Origin of the sequence: Streptomyces sp. NBC_01508, from assembly GCF_045040315.1 — a bacterium.
GTDB lineage: Bacteria > Actinomycetota > Actinomycetes > Streptomycetales > Streptomycetaceae > Streptomyces.
Window position 1 is genome coordinate 1,814,670 of record NZ_CP109419.1, and the last position, 13,300, is coordinate 1,827,969.

At 69.4% G+C, this 13,300-nt stretch carries 10 protein-coding genes; 2 read left to right on the forward strand and 8 right to left on the reverse strand.

Annotation, left to right across the window (positions count from 1 at the left end):
* Positions 1 to 107 precede the first annotated feature (107 nt).
* The 3 genes from OG700_RS08030 to OG700_RS08040 form a co-directional block, all read right to left on the reverse strand.
* Positions 108 to 1,040 carry an ADP-ribosylglycohydrolase family protein gene (locus tag OG700_RS08030; RefSeq protein WP_405611033.1) on the reverse strand — a complete coding sequence of 311 codons (933 nt, stop codon included), beginning with the start codon at positions 1,038 to 1,040 and terminating at the stop codon, positions 108 to 110.
* A gap of 12 nt (positions 1,041 to 1,052) precedes the next feature.
* A complete protein-coding gene (locus tag OG700_RS08035) occupies positions 1,053 to 1,712 on the reverse strand; it encodes a histidine phosphatase family protein (RefSeq protein ID WP_405611036.1) in 660 nt (219 codons plus the stop codon).
* Positions 1,713 to 1,879: 167 nt separating this feature from the next.
* Positions 1,880 to 2,485 carry a YdbC family protein gene (locus OG700_RS08040; RefSeq protein ID WP_405611039.1) on the reverse strand — a complete coding sequence of 202 codons (606 nt, stop codon included), beginning with the start codon at positions 2,483 to 2,485 and terminating at the stop codon, positions 1,880 to 1,882.
* A 203-nt stretch (positions 2,486 to 2,688) separates the two neighbouring features.
* Between OG700_RS08040 and OG700_RS08045 the strand changes: the two genes are divergently transcribed.
* Positions 2,689 to 3,216 (forward strand): TerD family protein, encoded by a 528-nt coding sequence (locus OG700_RS08045; RefSeq protein WP_405611042.1) that lies wholly within the window; start codon positions 2,689 to 2,691, stop codon positions 3,214 to 3,216.
* A gap of 197 nt (positions 3,217 to 3,413) precedes the next feature.
* On the opposite strand, the gene OG700_RS08050 is transcribed toward OG700_RS08045, so the two are convergent.
* Together OG700_RS08050 and nrdR are read right to left on the reverse strand one after the other, a co-directional pair.
* Positions 3,414 to 6,308, reverse strand: coding sequence for a vitamin B12-dependent ribonucleotide reductase (locus OG700_RS08050; protein WP_405611045.1), 2,895 nt, complete (start codon positions 6,306 to 6,308; stop codon positions 3,414 to 3,416).
* Between the two features lie 247 nt (positions 6,309 to 6,555).
* Positions 6,556 to 7,065 carry a transcriptional regulator NrdR gene (gene nrdR / locus OG700_RS08055; protein ID WP_405611048.1) on the reverse strand — a complete coding sequence of 170 codons (510 nt, stop codon included), beginning with the start codon at positions 7,063 to 7,065 and terminating at the stop codon, positions 6,556 to 6,558.
* A gap of 531 nt (positions 7,066 to 7,596) precedes the next feature.
* Here nrdR and lexA point away from each other — a divergent pair.
* A complete protein-coding gene (lexA, locus tag OG700_RS08060; protein WP_405611051.1) occupies positions 7,597 to 8,382 on the forward strand; it encodes a transcriptional repressor LexA in 786 nt (261 codons plus the stop codon).
* A 148-nt stretch (positions 8,383 to 8,530) separates the two neighbouring features.
* Here the strand turns inward: lexA and OG700_RS08065 are convergent, their stop codons facing one another.
* From OG700_RS08065 to OG700_RS08075, 3 genes are all read right to left on the reverse strand, one after another.
* Entirely contained in the window at positions 8,531 to 10,501 is a 1,971-nt protein-coding gene (locus OG700_RS08065) for an ATP-dependent DNA helicase (protein WP_405611054.1), read from the reverse strand.
* Between the two features lie 38 nt (positions 10,502 to 10,539).
* Entirely contained in the window at positions 10,540 to 12,321 is a 1,782-nt protein-coding gene (locus OG700_RS08070; RefSeq protein WP_405621522.1) for an IucA/IucC family protein, read from the reverse strand.
* Between the two features lie 201 nt (positions 12,322 to 12,522).
* Positions 12,523 to 13,263: a GNAT family N-acetyltransferase gene (locus tag OG700_RS08075; RefSeq protein ID WP_405611057.1), complete on the reverse strand. Its 741-nt coding sequence runs from the start codon at positions 13,261 to 13,263 to the stop codon at positions 12,523 to 12,525.
* Positions 13,264 to 13,300 lie beyond the last annotated feature (37 nt).

Here is a 13,300-nt window from a genome sequence, read left to right on the forward strand (position 1 = left end):
GGACCGTGACAGTCACGGCGGGCGCGCCTCCCCGGAAGGTCCCTGGAAGATTCCTGGGGTGCGCGGCCTCCTAAGGAGGCGACGTCCTCACCAAGGGGGCGCTGTCCTCACCGCGGTCCGGCCGGCAGCCAGTCGGGCAGCGCCTCCGTCTGCTCCACCCACCGCACCGGTGGTGCGCCGGCGCTCACCGCGGCCACCACTCCCCCGACGATGGCGCAGTTCGTGTCGACGTCCCCGCCCACCTGTGCCGTGGTCCAGAAGGCCCGCTCGAAGTCGCCGAGCGAGCGCGCCGCCGACCAGAGCGCGAACGGGACGGTGTCGTGCGCCGTCGTACGCCGTCCGCTGCCGAGTACCGCGGCGACCGTACCGGCGTCGTCGTAGTCGAGCATGTCCCGCGCCCGGCGCAGCCCGGCTCCCACGGCGCTGCGAGGCACGAGCGCGATGACGCCGTCGAGCAGGTCCTTCGGGGCGGGGGGTCCCGCGGGTCCGGCGGCGATGGCGGTCGCGGCGGCCACCGCCATCGCACCCGCCACGGCCTCGCGGTGCTGATGCGTCGTGTACGCGGAGATCTCGGCCTGGTGCGTGGCCTGCTCCGGGTCGTCGGCGTACCAGGCGCCGAGCGGGGCGATACGCATGGCGGCGCCGTTGCCCCAGGAGCCCTGTCCGTTGAAGAGTCCGGCGGCCAGTTCCCGCCAGTCGCCGCCCTCCCGGACCAGCCGGAGCATGCGGTTCACGGCGGGGCCGTAGCCGCGGTCGAAGTCGTGATGGGTGGCGAAGGAGTGGGCGAGCGCGTCCTGGTCGACGCGTCCGTGCACGGCGAGGACGGCCAGGACCGAGGTGGCCATCTCGGCGTCGTCCGTCCACTGCCACGGGCCGGGCGGCGTTTCGCGCCGCTTCAGCAGCGGATAGTTCACGGGGACGAAGAACTGTGAGCCGAGCGCGTCCCCCACGGACAGCCCGCGCAGGCTGGCCAGGGCGCGCCTGAAGGGCGGGTCGGACGGAGGCGGGTCGAGCGGAGGAGGTGTGGTGTCAACGGTCATCGCCCCTTCACTCTAACCGGTGCGGCCGTACGGCTCCGGGGTTCGCCAGCGCTCGAACGGCCGGTCCAGCGTGTACCGCCCGTCGGCACCGAGCAGCAGCGTCCGCGACTCCCCGTTGCGAGGATTGGACAGCGACTCGAACTCGGCGACGGACCAGTGGAACCAGCGCATGCAGAAGAGCCGCATGGTCAGGCCGTGGGTGATGAGCAGCACGTTCGCGGGATGGTCGGCCGCCTCGAAGCTCCGGTGCAGACTCTCCAGGAAGGCGCCGACCCGGTCGTACACGTCGGCGCCGGACTCGCCCTGGGCGAAGCGGTAGAAGAAGTGCCCGTATGCGTCGCGGTACGCCTTCTGGAGCCGCACGTCCTCGTGGTCCTGCCAGTTGCCCCAGTCCTGTTCGCGCAGCCGGGGCTCCTCGCGCACCCGGACCAGCTCCGGGTCGAGGCCGAAGGCGCGGAACGTCTCATGGGTGCGGCGGTACGGCGACACGTACACGCTGACCCGCTCGCGGCCGAACACCTCGCGCAGCCGCGCGCCCGTCTCCTCGGCCTGGCGCCAGCCGCCCTCGGTGAGCGCCAGGGCATGGTCGGGCTCACGTTCGTACACCGTGTCATCGGCATTGCCCTCGGACTCGCCGTGCCGGACGAGGACGATGCGCCGCGGTCTCACCATGGGTCGACCCTAGAGCCTGGTGGCGACCCCCACCGCACGCGTCGCGTACGCCCCACGTGCCACGCATGCCCCACAGACCCCGCGGGCAGCCCCGGACATCTCGCGACCGCCCCGCCGCCCGCCGTCGCACCGCCCGCACCGCCGACACCGCCCGCACCGCCCCGCCGTCATACGGTCCAGCCCGCTTCGAGCTGGACGACGTCGCCCGCCAGCGCCGCCACGTCCGCGGCGGTCTGGGCGCGCAGCGTCAGCCGTTCCACCCGCTCGATGCGGTACTTGCCGTGCTCGGCGGCCGACTGCCACATCGACAGCACCAGGAACTCGTTGCCCGGCGCTTCCCCGAACACCCCGCGCACCATCCCCGGTGAACCGGCCATCGCCGGATTCCACACCTTCTCCTGCATCAGCGCGAAGTGCTCGACACGGTCCTCGTGCACCTTGCAGTGCGCGATCCGGACCACGTCCGCGTCCGTGAACCGCGGCTCGAAACCCGTCTTCACATCGAAGCGGTAGTCGAACAGCTTGGCCTGGGCGTCCCTGAACGTCCCCGACTGCGCGGCGGCCAATCGGTCGTGCGAGCGCGCCATGAAGGAGTCGTAGAAGGCCCGGCTCTCCCAGAACGCGAAGACGTGCGCCACACCCGGCCGCCCCCTGCTCCACCCCCCGCCCTGTCCCCGGAATCCCGGCTCACCGAGCAGCCCCGCCCATTTCCGCTGCCCCCGTTCGAAACCACGTCGGTCCGTCACCGTGCAGCGAATCCACTTGACCAGCACCGCGCCATCGTACGGGGCCGAACGTGGCCCAGGTCACGCTCCGGGCAGCCCGGTCTGACCGGGGTGCGGGCCGGTGGCCCGCCGGACGACGCTCGTGGCGAGTCGTGGCCAAGTCGACTCAACTGGTCGGTACGGGGGGTGTGTTGTCGGTCCGGCGGACTAGCCTTGCACGCAGAGGTATTGGACGTACGGAGGGATGACCGGTGAGCAGCAGTCTCAACAGGGGCGTCGAAAAGGTCGAGGTCACCCTCAAGTGGGATCCGAGCCCGCTGGGCCGGCCGCCGCACGACCTGGACATCGTGGCCGCGACGTACACGTCGGACGCGCCGAGCGACAGGCCGACCTATCTGGTGCACTTCGACAGCCGCTCGCCGGACGGGACGATCATCCTGGAGAGGGAGAGCCGGACGGGCCAGGGATTCGGGTCCGACGAGGTGATGACACTGGAGCTCGACCGACTGGGCGCGGACTACACGCGCGTGGTCGTGGGGGTCGTCATCCAGCAGCGCGAGGGCCGACGGGCCTTCGCCGACATATCGGGTGCGGGCGTCCGCGTCCTTGAGGGCCTCGCCGAGCTGATGACGAGCGACTTCACCGATGTCTCGGGGGCCACGGCGGCGACGATCGCCGAGTTCACGCGGGACGAGTCGGGGACATGGTACTTCCGCCCGGCCGTCCGGGGATTCGACGCCGACCCGCAGGAGTTCACGGAGCAGATGGGCGGGGTGTGACGGCGACAACCCCGCCGGGGCCGCCGGGTCGTCCGACCTGATACCGCCCGCCGGCCTGATACCGCGCACCAGCGCCAGGAAGCGGTCTGGCCCCGACCCTGGGAACACGGGGAGGGGCGCCGGCATGATGCCGACGCCCCTCCCCTCAGGACCTGCGCCCCGGACCAGGACTCACTCCCGCCCGAGGTCACCCGAGGTCAGCTGCAACCGCTCGTGGACCCGCAGCCCTCGCAGATGTAGCAGGACCCGGCCCGCTGCATCTTCGTGCCGCACGAGAAGCACAGCGGCGCGTCGGCGCTGATGCCGAGTTGCATCTCGACGAGCTCCGCCGAGGTGTGCGCCTGCTTGGGAGCCGGCGTCTCCGCCGCCGACGTCGCGGTCGGGCCCACCGACTTCAGCGGCTCCACATGGCGCGGAGCCGACTGCGCCAGGCTCTCGACATCCATTGCGTCCTCGTCGTCCAGGGACGGCTCGTACGAGCCGGTCTCCAGATGACGCTGACGCTCGTCGGCCGAGTGGATACCGAGGGCCGAACGCGTCTCGAACGGGAGGAAGTCCAGCGCGAGGCGCCGGAAGATGTAGTCCACGATCGACTGCGCGAGCCGCACGTCCGGGTCGTCCGTCATGCCGGCCGGCTCGAAGCGCATGTTGGTGAACTTCGAGACGTACGTCTCCAGCGGGACGCCGTACTGAAGTCCCACCGACACCGCGATCGAGAAGGCGTCCATCATGCCCGCGAGGGTCGACCCCTGCTTGGACATCTTCAGGAAGACCTCGCCGAGCCCGTCGTCCGGGTAGGAGTTCGCCGTCATGTAGCCCTCGGCGCCGCCCACCGTGAAGGAGGTGGTGATACCGGGACGGCCCTTGGGCAGGCGCATCCGGACCGGACGGTACTCGACGACCTTCTCCACCGCCTGGCGGATGGTGTCCTCGGCCTTCTCGGCGACCTGCTCCTTCTTCTTCGCGGAGAGCGGCTGGCCGACCTTGCAGTTGTCGCGGTAGATGGCCAGCGCCTTGACGCCGAGCTGCCACGCCTTGAAGTAGACCTCTTCGACGTCCTCGACGGTGGCCGTCTCCGGCAGGTTCACCGTCTTGGAGAGCGCGCCGGAGATCCACGGCTGGATCGCCGCCATCATCCGGACGTGGCCCATCGCGGAGATGGACCGCTCACCCATGGCGCAGTCGAAGACCGAGTAGTGCTCGGGCTTCAGACCGGGCGCGTCGATCACATTGCCGTTCTCGGCGATATGGGCGACGACCGCCTCGATCTGCTCCTCCTGGTAGCCCAGGCGGCGCAGGGCCTGCGGCACCGTGCCGTTGACGATCTGCATCGAGCCGCCGCCGACCAGCTTCTTGAACTTGACCAGCGCGAGGTCGGGTTCGAGGCCGGTGGTGTCGCAGGACATCGCGAGACCGATGGTGCCGGTGGGCGCGATGACCGAGGCCTGCGCGTTGCGGAAGCCGTTCTTGGCGCCGAGACGGATGACGTCCTGCCATGCCTCCGTGGCCGCGGCCCAGATGGGGCCGTCCAGGTCGTCGACGTGCACGGCCGCGCCGTTGGCGTCCGCGTGCTGCTTCATGACGCGCTGGTGCGGCTCGGCGTTGCGGGCGTATCCGTCGTACGGGCCGACGACCGCCGCCAGTTCGGCGGAACGCTTGTAGGACGTACTCGTCATCAGCGAGGTGATGGCGCCGGCGAGCGCGCGTCCGCCGTCACTGTCGTACGCGTGGCCCGTCGCCATCAGCAGGGCGCCCAGGTTGGCGTAGCCGATGCCCAGCTGACGGAAGGCGCGGGTGTTCTCGCCGATCTTCTGGGTGGGGAAGTCGGCGAAGCAGATGGAGATGTCCATCGCCGTGATGACGAGTTCGACGACCTTGGAGAAACGCTCGATCTCGAAGGACTGGTTTCCCTTGCTGTCGTCCTTGAGGAACTTCATGAGGTTCAACGAGGCGAGATTGCACGACGTGTTGTCCAGGTGCATGTACTCGCTGCACGGGTTCGAGCCGTTGATCCGGCCGGATTCCGGGCAGGTGTGCCACTGGTTGATCGTGTCGTCGTACTGAATTCCGGGGTCGGCACAGGCCCACGCCGCCTCGGCCATCTTGCGGAAGAGGGACTTCGCCTCGACCTCTTCGATGACGTCGCCGGTCATACGGGCGCGCAGCCCGAACTTGCCGCCCGCCTCGACGGCTTTCATGAACTCGTCGTTCACGCGGACCGAGTTGTTGGCGTTCTGGTACTGGACGGACGTGATGTCGTCGCCGCCCAGGTCCATGTCGAAGCCCGCGTCACGCAGGGCGCGGATCTTCTCCTCTTCCTTCACCTTGGTCTCGATGAAGTTCTCGATGTCGGGGTGGTCGACGTCGAGGATGACCATCTTGGCCGCACGGCGGGTGGCGCCGCCGGACTTGATCGTCCCGGCGGAGGCGTCGGCACCGCGCATGAAGGAGACGGGACCCGAGGCGTTGCCGCCCGAGGAGAGAAGCTCCTTGGAAGAACGGATCCGCGAGAGGTTCAGGCCGGCGCCGGAGCCGCCCTTGAAGATCATGCCCTCTTCCTTGTACCAGTCGAGGATCGACTCCATGGAGTCGTCGACCGCCAGGATGAAGCAGGCCGAGACCTGCTGGGGCTGGGGCGTGCCCACGTTGAACCACACCGGCGAGTTGAAGCTGAAAATCTGGTGCAGGAGGGCGTACGCCAGCTCGTGCTCGAAGATCTCCGCGTCCGCGGGTGAGGCGAAGTAGGCGTTCTCCTCGCCCGCCTTGCGGTACGTCTTCACGATCCGGTCGATGAGCTGCTTGAGGCTCGTCTCGCGCTGGGGCGTGCCGACAGCCCCGCGGAAGTACTTGCTGGTGACGATGTTGACCGCGTTCACCGACCAGAAGCCGGGGAACTCGACGCCACGCTGGTCGAAGTTGACCGAGCCGTCGCGCCAATTGGTCATGACGACGTCCCGGCGTTCCCAGACCACCTCGTCGTACGGATGCACGCCGGGGGTCGTGTGGATTCGCTCGATACGCAGGCCCTTGCCGGTCTTGGCTCCCTTGCTCCGGGAACCTCGTGCCGTCGGACCGCTCGCCGTCTCTGTCATGCCGCCTCCCATATACAGGCGAAAACGCCCTGAAGTGCCACGTTCTTCCCATGGCACAGTGATGTGTCCGATGCCTCGGGCGCCGCTCGGGGCGCTCGTGGCTGGTCTCATCGCCGCTGGGCGCCCGATCGACAGTGATCGGTCGCAGAGCTGTCGCGATAGGTCGGTGATCGATCGATGACCGATCGGCCGACACCGACCGAGAAGTCGGTCGGTGACGGTGGCCGGTGCCGCTACCGGTGTCCGGTCAGTCGGCAGCGGTGACGGGCTCGGGAACCTCGGAGGTCGCGCCGGGCACGCCTTCCTCGGTAGGAGGCCGCGTGCGGAGCTCCGCCACGGCGGCCTCGAAGTCTTCGGGCGAGTCGAACGCCCTGTATACGGATGCGAAGCGCAGGTACGCGACGAGGTCGAGCTCCTGCAAGGGGCCGAGTATGGCCAGCCCTACGTCATGGGTGGTCAGTTCGGCGCTGCCGGTGGCGCGCAGCGCCTCCTCGACCCGCTGGCCGAGTTGGGCGAGAGCGTCCTCGGTGACCGGCCGTCCCTGGCATGCCTTGCGGACGCCGGAGATGACCTTCGTACGGCTGAAAGGTTCCGTGACTCCGCTGCGCTTGATCACCATCAGCGAGGCGGTCTCCACCGTCGTGAAACGGCGTGAGCAGTCGGGGCACTGACGGCGGCGTCGGATGGACGTCCCGTCGTCGGTGGTGCGACTGTCGACGACACGGCTGTCGGGGTGCCTGCAGAAGGGACAGTGCATGGCTTCCGACCCTCCTTCACAGCACGACTGACAAGCCTCGACGAGCCCTGGACGGGCCGTACGAAGCGGTCTCCAGCATAGGCGATGGCCTCTCCCAGGAAAGACCCGGGACCACTACTTCTGGGCGACTGAGACAATCCAACCACTACATGTGGGGATCGCGCACGCTTCGGAGCGGTTGCGCGTGTCGCGGTGGCCGACGGATCGACGGCCGTACGGCACCCGGTGCGACAAGGCCCGGCACGAGAGTACGGGAGCCCGGAAGGTGCCGCGATTCCGGGCTGCCCGGTGAGACACTGGCGCCGCCGGCGCGCGCCGGGACAGCGGTGAGGATTACCGCAAAGAGCCGTGGACGGCCGGTAGATGAGCCATGGACAACCCGTGCGGAGGGCGCCGAATACGCGCCACATACACCCCTGATATTGCCACGTCAGCGCTTCCGGGGATTTTCACTCGAACGTGTGTTTGGCGCAACCTTTCGAAAGCAACTACCGTTGTCCAGCTAGGGAGAACATTTCGAGAGGGGCCGACGTGACCACCACCGCAGACAGCGCCATCATTACCGCCCAGGACCGCTCCCAGAGCCGACTCGAGCCGGTGCATGCCATGAATGAAGCAGCCACGAATCCGGAGGGCGTAAAGCCCACTCGCTCGCTGCCCGGCCGACCTCCTGGAATCCGGGCGGACAGCTCCGGTCTCACGGACCGGCAGCGACGGGTCATCGAAGTCATCCGCGACTCCGTGCAGCGGCGGGGATATCCGCCGTCGATGCGCGAGATCGGCCAGGCCGTCGGCCTGTCCAGCACATCCTCCGTCGCCCATCAGTTGATGGCTCTGGAGCGCAAGGGATTCCTCCGCAGGGACCCGCACCGGCCGAGGGCGTACGAGGTCCGGGGCTCCGACCAGCCGAGCACCCAGCAGACGGACACGACCGGCAAACCCGCCGCGTCGTACGTGCCGTTGATCGGCCGGATCGCGGCAGGCGGGCCGATCCTCGCCGAGGAGTCCGTCGAGGACGTGTTCCCGCTGCCCCGCCAACTGGTGGGTGACGGCGAGCTGTTCGTCCTGAAGGTCGTCGGCGACTCGATGATCGAAGCCGCGATCTGCGACGGCGACTGGGTGACGGTCCGCCGTCAGCCGGTGGCCGAGAACGGGGACATCGTGGCCGCGATGCTGGACGGCGAAGCCACCGTCAAGCGCTTCCGGCGCGAGGACGGCCATGTGTGGCTGCTCCCGCACAACGCGGCGTACCAGCCGATTCCCGGCGACGACGCGACGATCCTCGGCAAGGTTGTGGCGGTCCTGCGGCGGGTGTGAGGGCTCGCCGGCTCAGGCCGGCCCCGGGACCTACTGCGCCGGTCCCGGGGCCTCGCTGTACCCACCCGCGGCGTCGGATCCGCCGCGACTGTTTCGGCCGGTGCCGTCCGGCTTGGCCCCTCGCCGTGCGACAGGCCGTCAGACTCCGCTACCGGCCCTCCGACTTGGCCCGCGCGTCGATCGCGGCCAGCGAACGGCGAGCCTGGTTGCGGTCCGTCGTGTACCAGAAATCGGGCATCGAGGCCCGCAGATAGCTGCCGTACCGCGCGTTCGCCAGCCGGGGGTCAAGTACGGCCACGACACCGCGGTCCCCGGAGGCCCGCACCAGCCGGCCTGCGCCCTGAGCCATCAGCAGGGCGGCATGCGTGGCCGCCACGGCCATGAAGCCATTGCCGCCGGCCTCCTCCACCGCTTTCTGACGCGCGCTCATCAGTGGATCGTCGGGACGCGGGAACGGGATCCGGTCCATCACCACCAGCTGGGAACTCGGTCCGGGGACATCCACTCCCTGCCAGAGCGAGAGCGTGCCGAACAGGCATGTCGCGGGGTCGGCCGCGAAGGCCTTGATCAACTCACCGAGTGTTTCCTCTCCTTGGAGGAGGATCGGCGTGTCGAGCCTGCCGCGCAGCTCCTCGGCGGCTGCCTGGGCGGCTCGCATGGAGGAGAACAGTCCGAGCGTACGGCCGCCCGCGGCCTCGACCAGCTCCGTCAGCTCGTCCATCATGTCGCCGCGCGAACCCTCCCGGCCGGGCGGCGAGAGATGGCGCGCGACATAGAGAATTCCCTGCTTGGGATAGTCGAAGGGCGAGCCGACGTCGATGCCCTTCCACTGCGGGACGTCTTCCCCCTCCGTCCCCTCCGGGGCCAGGCCCAGCGACGCGCCGACGCCGTTGAAGTCGCCGCCGAGCTTGAGCGTGGCAGAGGTCAGGACCACCGAGCGCTCGTTGAAGAGCTTCTCCCGCAGCAGGCCGGACACGGAGAGCGGAGCGACGCGCAGAGACGCGCCGAACCGGTCGTGGCGTTCGTACCAGACCACGTCCCACTCGCTGCCGTTGGCGATCCGCTCGGCGACGCTGTGGATGGATTCGACGGCCGCGAGAGCCTGTTTGCGTACGGCGTCCTCGTCCTGGACGGACTTGTCGCGGGTGGCACCCATCGCCGAGATCACCGTGCGCGCGGCGTCACGCAGCGCCATCAGCGCGTAGCCGAGGTCTTCGGGAATCTCTTCGAGCCGGCCGGGGAGCGCCAGCTCCATCAGCCGTTCGAAGGTCTCGGCGGCCGTCTGGAGGGAGTCGGCCGCCTTCTCGTTGACCAGCTTGGCCGCACGGCGCACCGCGCGGTTGACCTGGCCGGGAGTGAGTTCGCCGGTGGCGACCCCGGTCACCCGCGACACCAGCTCGTGGGCCTCGTCGACGATCAGCACCTCGTGCTGCGGGACGACGGGCGCGCCCTCGATGGCGTCGATGGCCAGCAGCGCGTGGTTGGTGATCACGACATCGGCGAGCTTGGCCCGCTCGCGCGCCATCTCCGCGAAGCACTCGGCGCCGTAGGCACACTTCGTCGCGCCCAGGCACTCACGGGACGACACGGAGATCTGCGCCCAGGCCCGGTCGGAGACACCCGGCGTGAGGTTGTCGCGGTCGCCGGTCTCGGTCTCGTCCGCCCAGTCCCGCATCCGCAGCAGGTCCTTGCCGAGCTTGCTCGTGGGCGCCGCCGCCTCGAACTGGTCGAAGAGCCCGTCCTCCTCTTCCTGCGGCACGCCCTCGTTGAGGCGGTGCAGACAGAGGTAGTTGGAGCGGCCCTTGAGCATGGCGTACTCGGGCCGCCGCCCCAGCAGGGGGCTCAGCGCGTCGACCGTACGCGGAAGGTCACGCTCCACAAGCTGCCGCTGGAGGGCCAGGGTCGCGGTGGCCACCACGACACGCTCGCCGTGCGCCAGCGCCGGTACCAGATAGCCGAGTGACTTTCCGGTGCCGGTGCCGGCCTGCACGAGCAGATGGGAGTTGTCGTCGATGACCTCCGCGACGGCCTCGGCCATGGTGCCTTGGCCTGGTCGTTCCACACCGCCGACAGCGGTGACGGCGGCATGGAGGAGTTCGGAGAGAGATGGCTTCGTCATAGCCCGACCACCCTACGGCTCACCACTGACAACGATCGTCACGTCCCGCTCGTACCGTCCGCCGGCAGGGCGAGTGGATTGGGCACCGTCCCGTGCACGGCGGCGTGCGGGCGGTCCGCGCGGTCGCGGTATCCGTCGAGATGCAGCCGGTTGCGGTTGAGACAGAGCCGCGCGATACGGGGCGTGAGCAGGTCGAATGTCTCGAAGCGGTCCTGGAGTTCGGGGAACCGGGCCTGGTGGCGCTGGATTTCGGCCCGTACGAGTGACCAGAACGTCCGCTCCGGTACGTCGAGCTGTTCCTGGCACAGCGGTGCGAGGAAGCGGAAGACGCCGACGAAGAGCCCGGAGTGGATGAACTGGATCAGGAAGACCGGCTCTTCGGTGAGGAGGATGTCCCTGACCTCCTGTGGCATCGCCTGGTGTTCCGGCAGCGGCTGGGCACTGATGTTCACGTCGTCCACGAAGTCCTTGATCGCGAGGCGGACGGGCACGTCGTTCTCGTCGAAGACGACGACGGCGTTCTCCCCGTGCGGGGAGAAGACGGTGCCGTAGCGGTAGAGGAAGCGCAGCAGAGGCGGCAGCAGCGCGGCGAAGAGCCTTCGGAGCCAGACCTCTGCCGGGAGCCCGGACCGTTCGACGAGTTCGGCGGTGAACGCCCGGCCCTGCTGATCGGTGTGCAGGAGGGAGGCGAGGGTCCGGGCGCGTTCGCCGGGGGCGAGTCTGGCCGGGAGGGGTTCGCGCCAGATCGCGCCGAGGAGTTCCCTGTACTGGTACGGGACCTCGGGAAGGTGGTCGTAGAGCGGGTGGGTCACCGTCACCGACGCCACTTCCCCGAGCAGGATCACTCCGCACTCGTCGCGGAGGAAGGGGTCCGACTCGTACAGCCCGCGCATCCAGGCGGTGACGGCCGGGGCGGCCAGCGTGCGTTCGGTGGGCAGACCGCGCCAGACGAGGGTGTTGAGGATGGACAGCGACAGTTTCACCGTGTGCCGGTCCGGCCGGGTGGTGTTGAGGAACGTACGGATGGACTGCTGCGGCAGTCTGGCGTCGCCGTCGGTGGGAAGCGGGACGATCGCGCCGCCGGCGATCTCGGCGGCGTAGAGCGGCAGGAGCACTTCGTCCCACTGCCAGGGATGTACGGGGAGATAGAGGTACGCGTCGGGGTCTAGGCCCCGGGAGCGGAGCGCGGAGGCGAAGCCGTCGCGGGTCGCGGGGTCGAGCTCGCAGCCGTAGAGGCGCCCGGGAGAGGCGAGGGAGGGGACGCCACGGTAGGCGGCGAGGGATGTGCTGACCGCTATCCAGGGGAGTCGGGACGGGGTACGGGACTCGGGTGCCCAGCGGGTGGCGTCGGTGGCGGAGAAACCTATGCGGCCCTTGTTGAGTATGAGCCAGGGGTGGCCGGTCTGGTGGCCTTCGAGGTCGGCGTAGTCGAGGTCGGCGAGTTGGGCCGAGGTGAGCGCGGTGCCGTCGATCCTCACGTCGGCGACGAGGGTGGCGTTCAGTTCGTGGACGAGATGGCCGAGGGTGGCGCCGTCGATCGCGAGGAGTCGGCGCGCGAGTACGAGGAAGCGGAGGGGGTCCCGGAAGGGCTGTCCGGCGCGCTCGACGGAGTGAGGGTCGACGTGCCAGCTGCCGTAGGCGCCGCGTCGGGCGGCGAAGGTGAGGGGGGCGCCGTCGTCGAGCGCGAGGGTGTAGCGGCCGGGTGCCTCGCCGCGGCCGGTGGTCCGTGCGACGGGCTCGATGATCTCCTCGTACGCGAATTCACCGAGGAGTTTCGCGAGGAGGCGGGTGGCGGCTCCGGTCCAGAGCTGCGGGGTCAGCTCGGGCGGGGTGAAGAGCGGCGCGGGGGCGGTGGGGTCGCCGGGGGTGTCGGGGGTGTCAGGGCGAGTGGTGGTGGCGTTGTTGGTGGTGGGAGGACTGTTGGTGGTGGCGGAGGCGCGGGTGGTCGGGGATGTCGGCACGGGGACTCCTCGGGACGGAACCGATGTGGATCGTGCGGTGTATGGAAAGCAGCGGGTCGTTCACAGCCGGTCTCGCAGGGCTCGTTCGCGGATCATGAGGGCGGCTCGTTTACGGGGAAGGTCGACCTCCGCGGAGAAGCGGAAGCCGGCGCCGAGGAAGGCGGAGACGGAGGGGGTGTTGCGCAGGTCCGGTTCGGCGATGACCCGGCCGCACCGCGGCCGGTGGTCGAGGACGAGGTTGGAGACGGCTCTGAGGAGGGTGGTGCCGAGACCGCGGCTGCGGTCGGCCACACCGCCGATGAGGAGATGGAGTCCGGTGTCATGGGGACGGGCGGGGTAATGACGGGCAAGAGGATCGAGATCGGCGCGGTAGATCTCCCAATAACTCATGGGGAAACCGCCGAGCACTCCCAGGCAGGGGACGCTGCGTCCGTCGCCGCGCAATTGCGCGCGCAGATGGTCGGCGGTGACGGCTTCGGGACCCGCGAGCTCCCAGAAGGCGGCTACGGCGGGGTCGTTCATCCAGCGGCTGATGAGGGCCAGATCGCGCTCCGGCTTTACGGGGACGAGCTGGAAGACACCGGCGGCTGTGCCGGCCGCGCCCCACCCGGCGGGGGAATCGAGCAGGGCGGACTCGCGGGTGTCGGCCGGCGGCGGGGCGTCGGCCGCCACCGGCTCCACGTCCGCCAACAGCGCGACGAGATCATCGGTCAGCCGCAGGTCGAGGGTGTCCTCGGCGCCCGCGACGAGCTGCGGCCCGGGGCCCGCTCCGGTGTCGGTGCTCGCGTCGCTGGGAGGCACGCCGATGGTCTCCTCTGGGCAGTTCGGGCGGGCGGGT

Excerpts from the sequence above, each read along its gene's own strand:
- OG700_RS08030 (WP_405611033.1), bottom strand. The coding sequence starts at position 1,040 with ATGACCGTTGACACCACACCTCCTCCGCTCGACCCGCCTCCGTCCGAC.
- OG700_RS08035 (WP_405611036.1), bottom strand. The coding sequence starts at position 1,712 with ATGGTGAGACCGCGGCGCATCGTCCTCGTCCGGCACGGCGAGTCCGAG.
- OG700_RS08050 (WP_405611045.1), bottom strand. The coding sequence starts at position 6,308 with ATGACAGAGACGGCGAGCGGTCCGACGGCACGAGGTTCCCGGAGCAAG.
- nrdR (WP_405611048.1), bottom strand. The coding sequence starts at position 7,065 with ATGCACTGTCCCTTCTGCAGGCACCCCGACAGCCGTGTCGTCGACAGT.
- OG700_RS08065 (WP_405611054.1), bottom strand. The coding sequence starts at position 10,501 with ATGACGAAGCCATCTCTCTCCGAACTCCTCCATGCCGCCGTCACCGCT.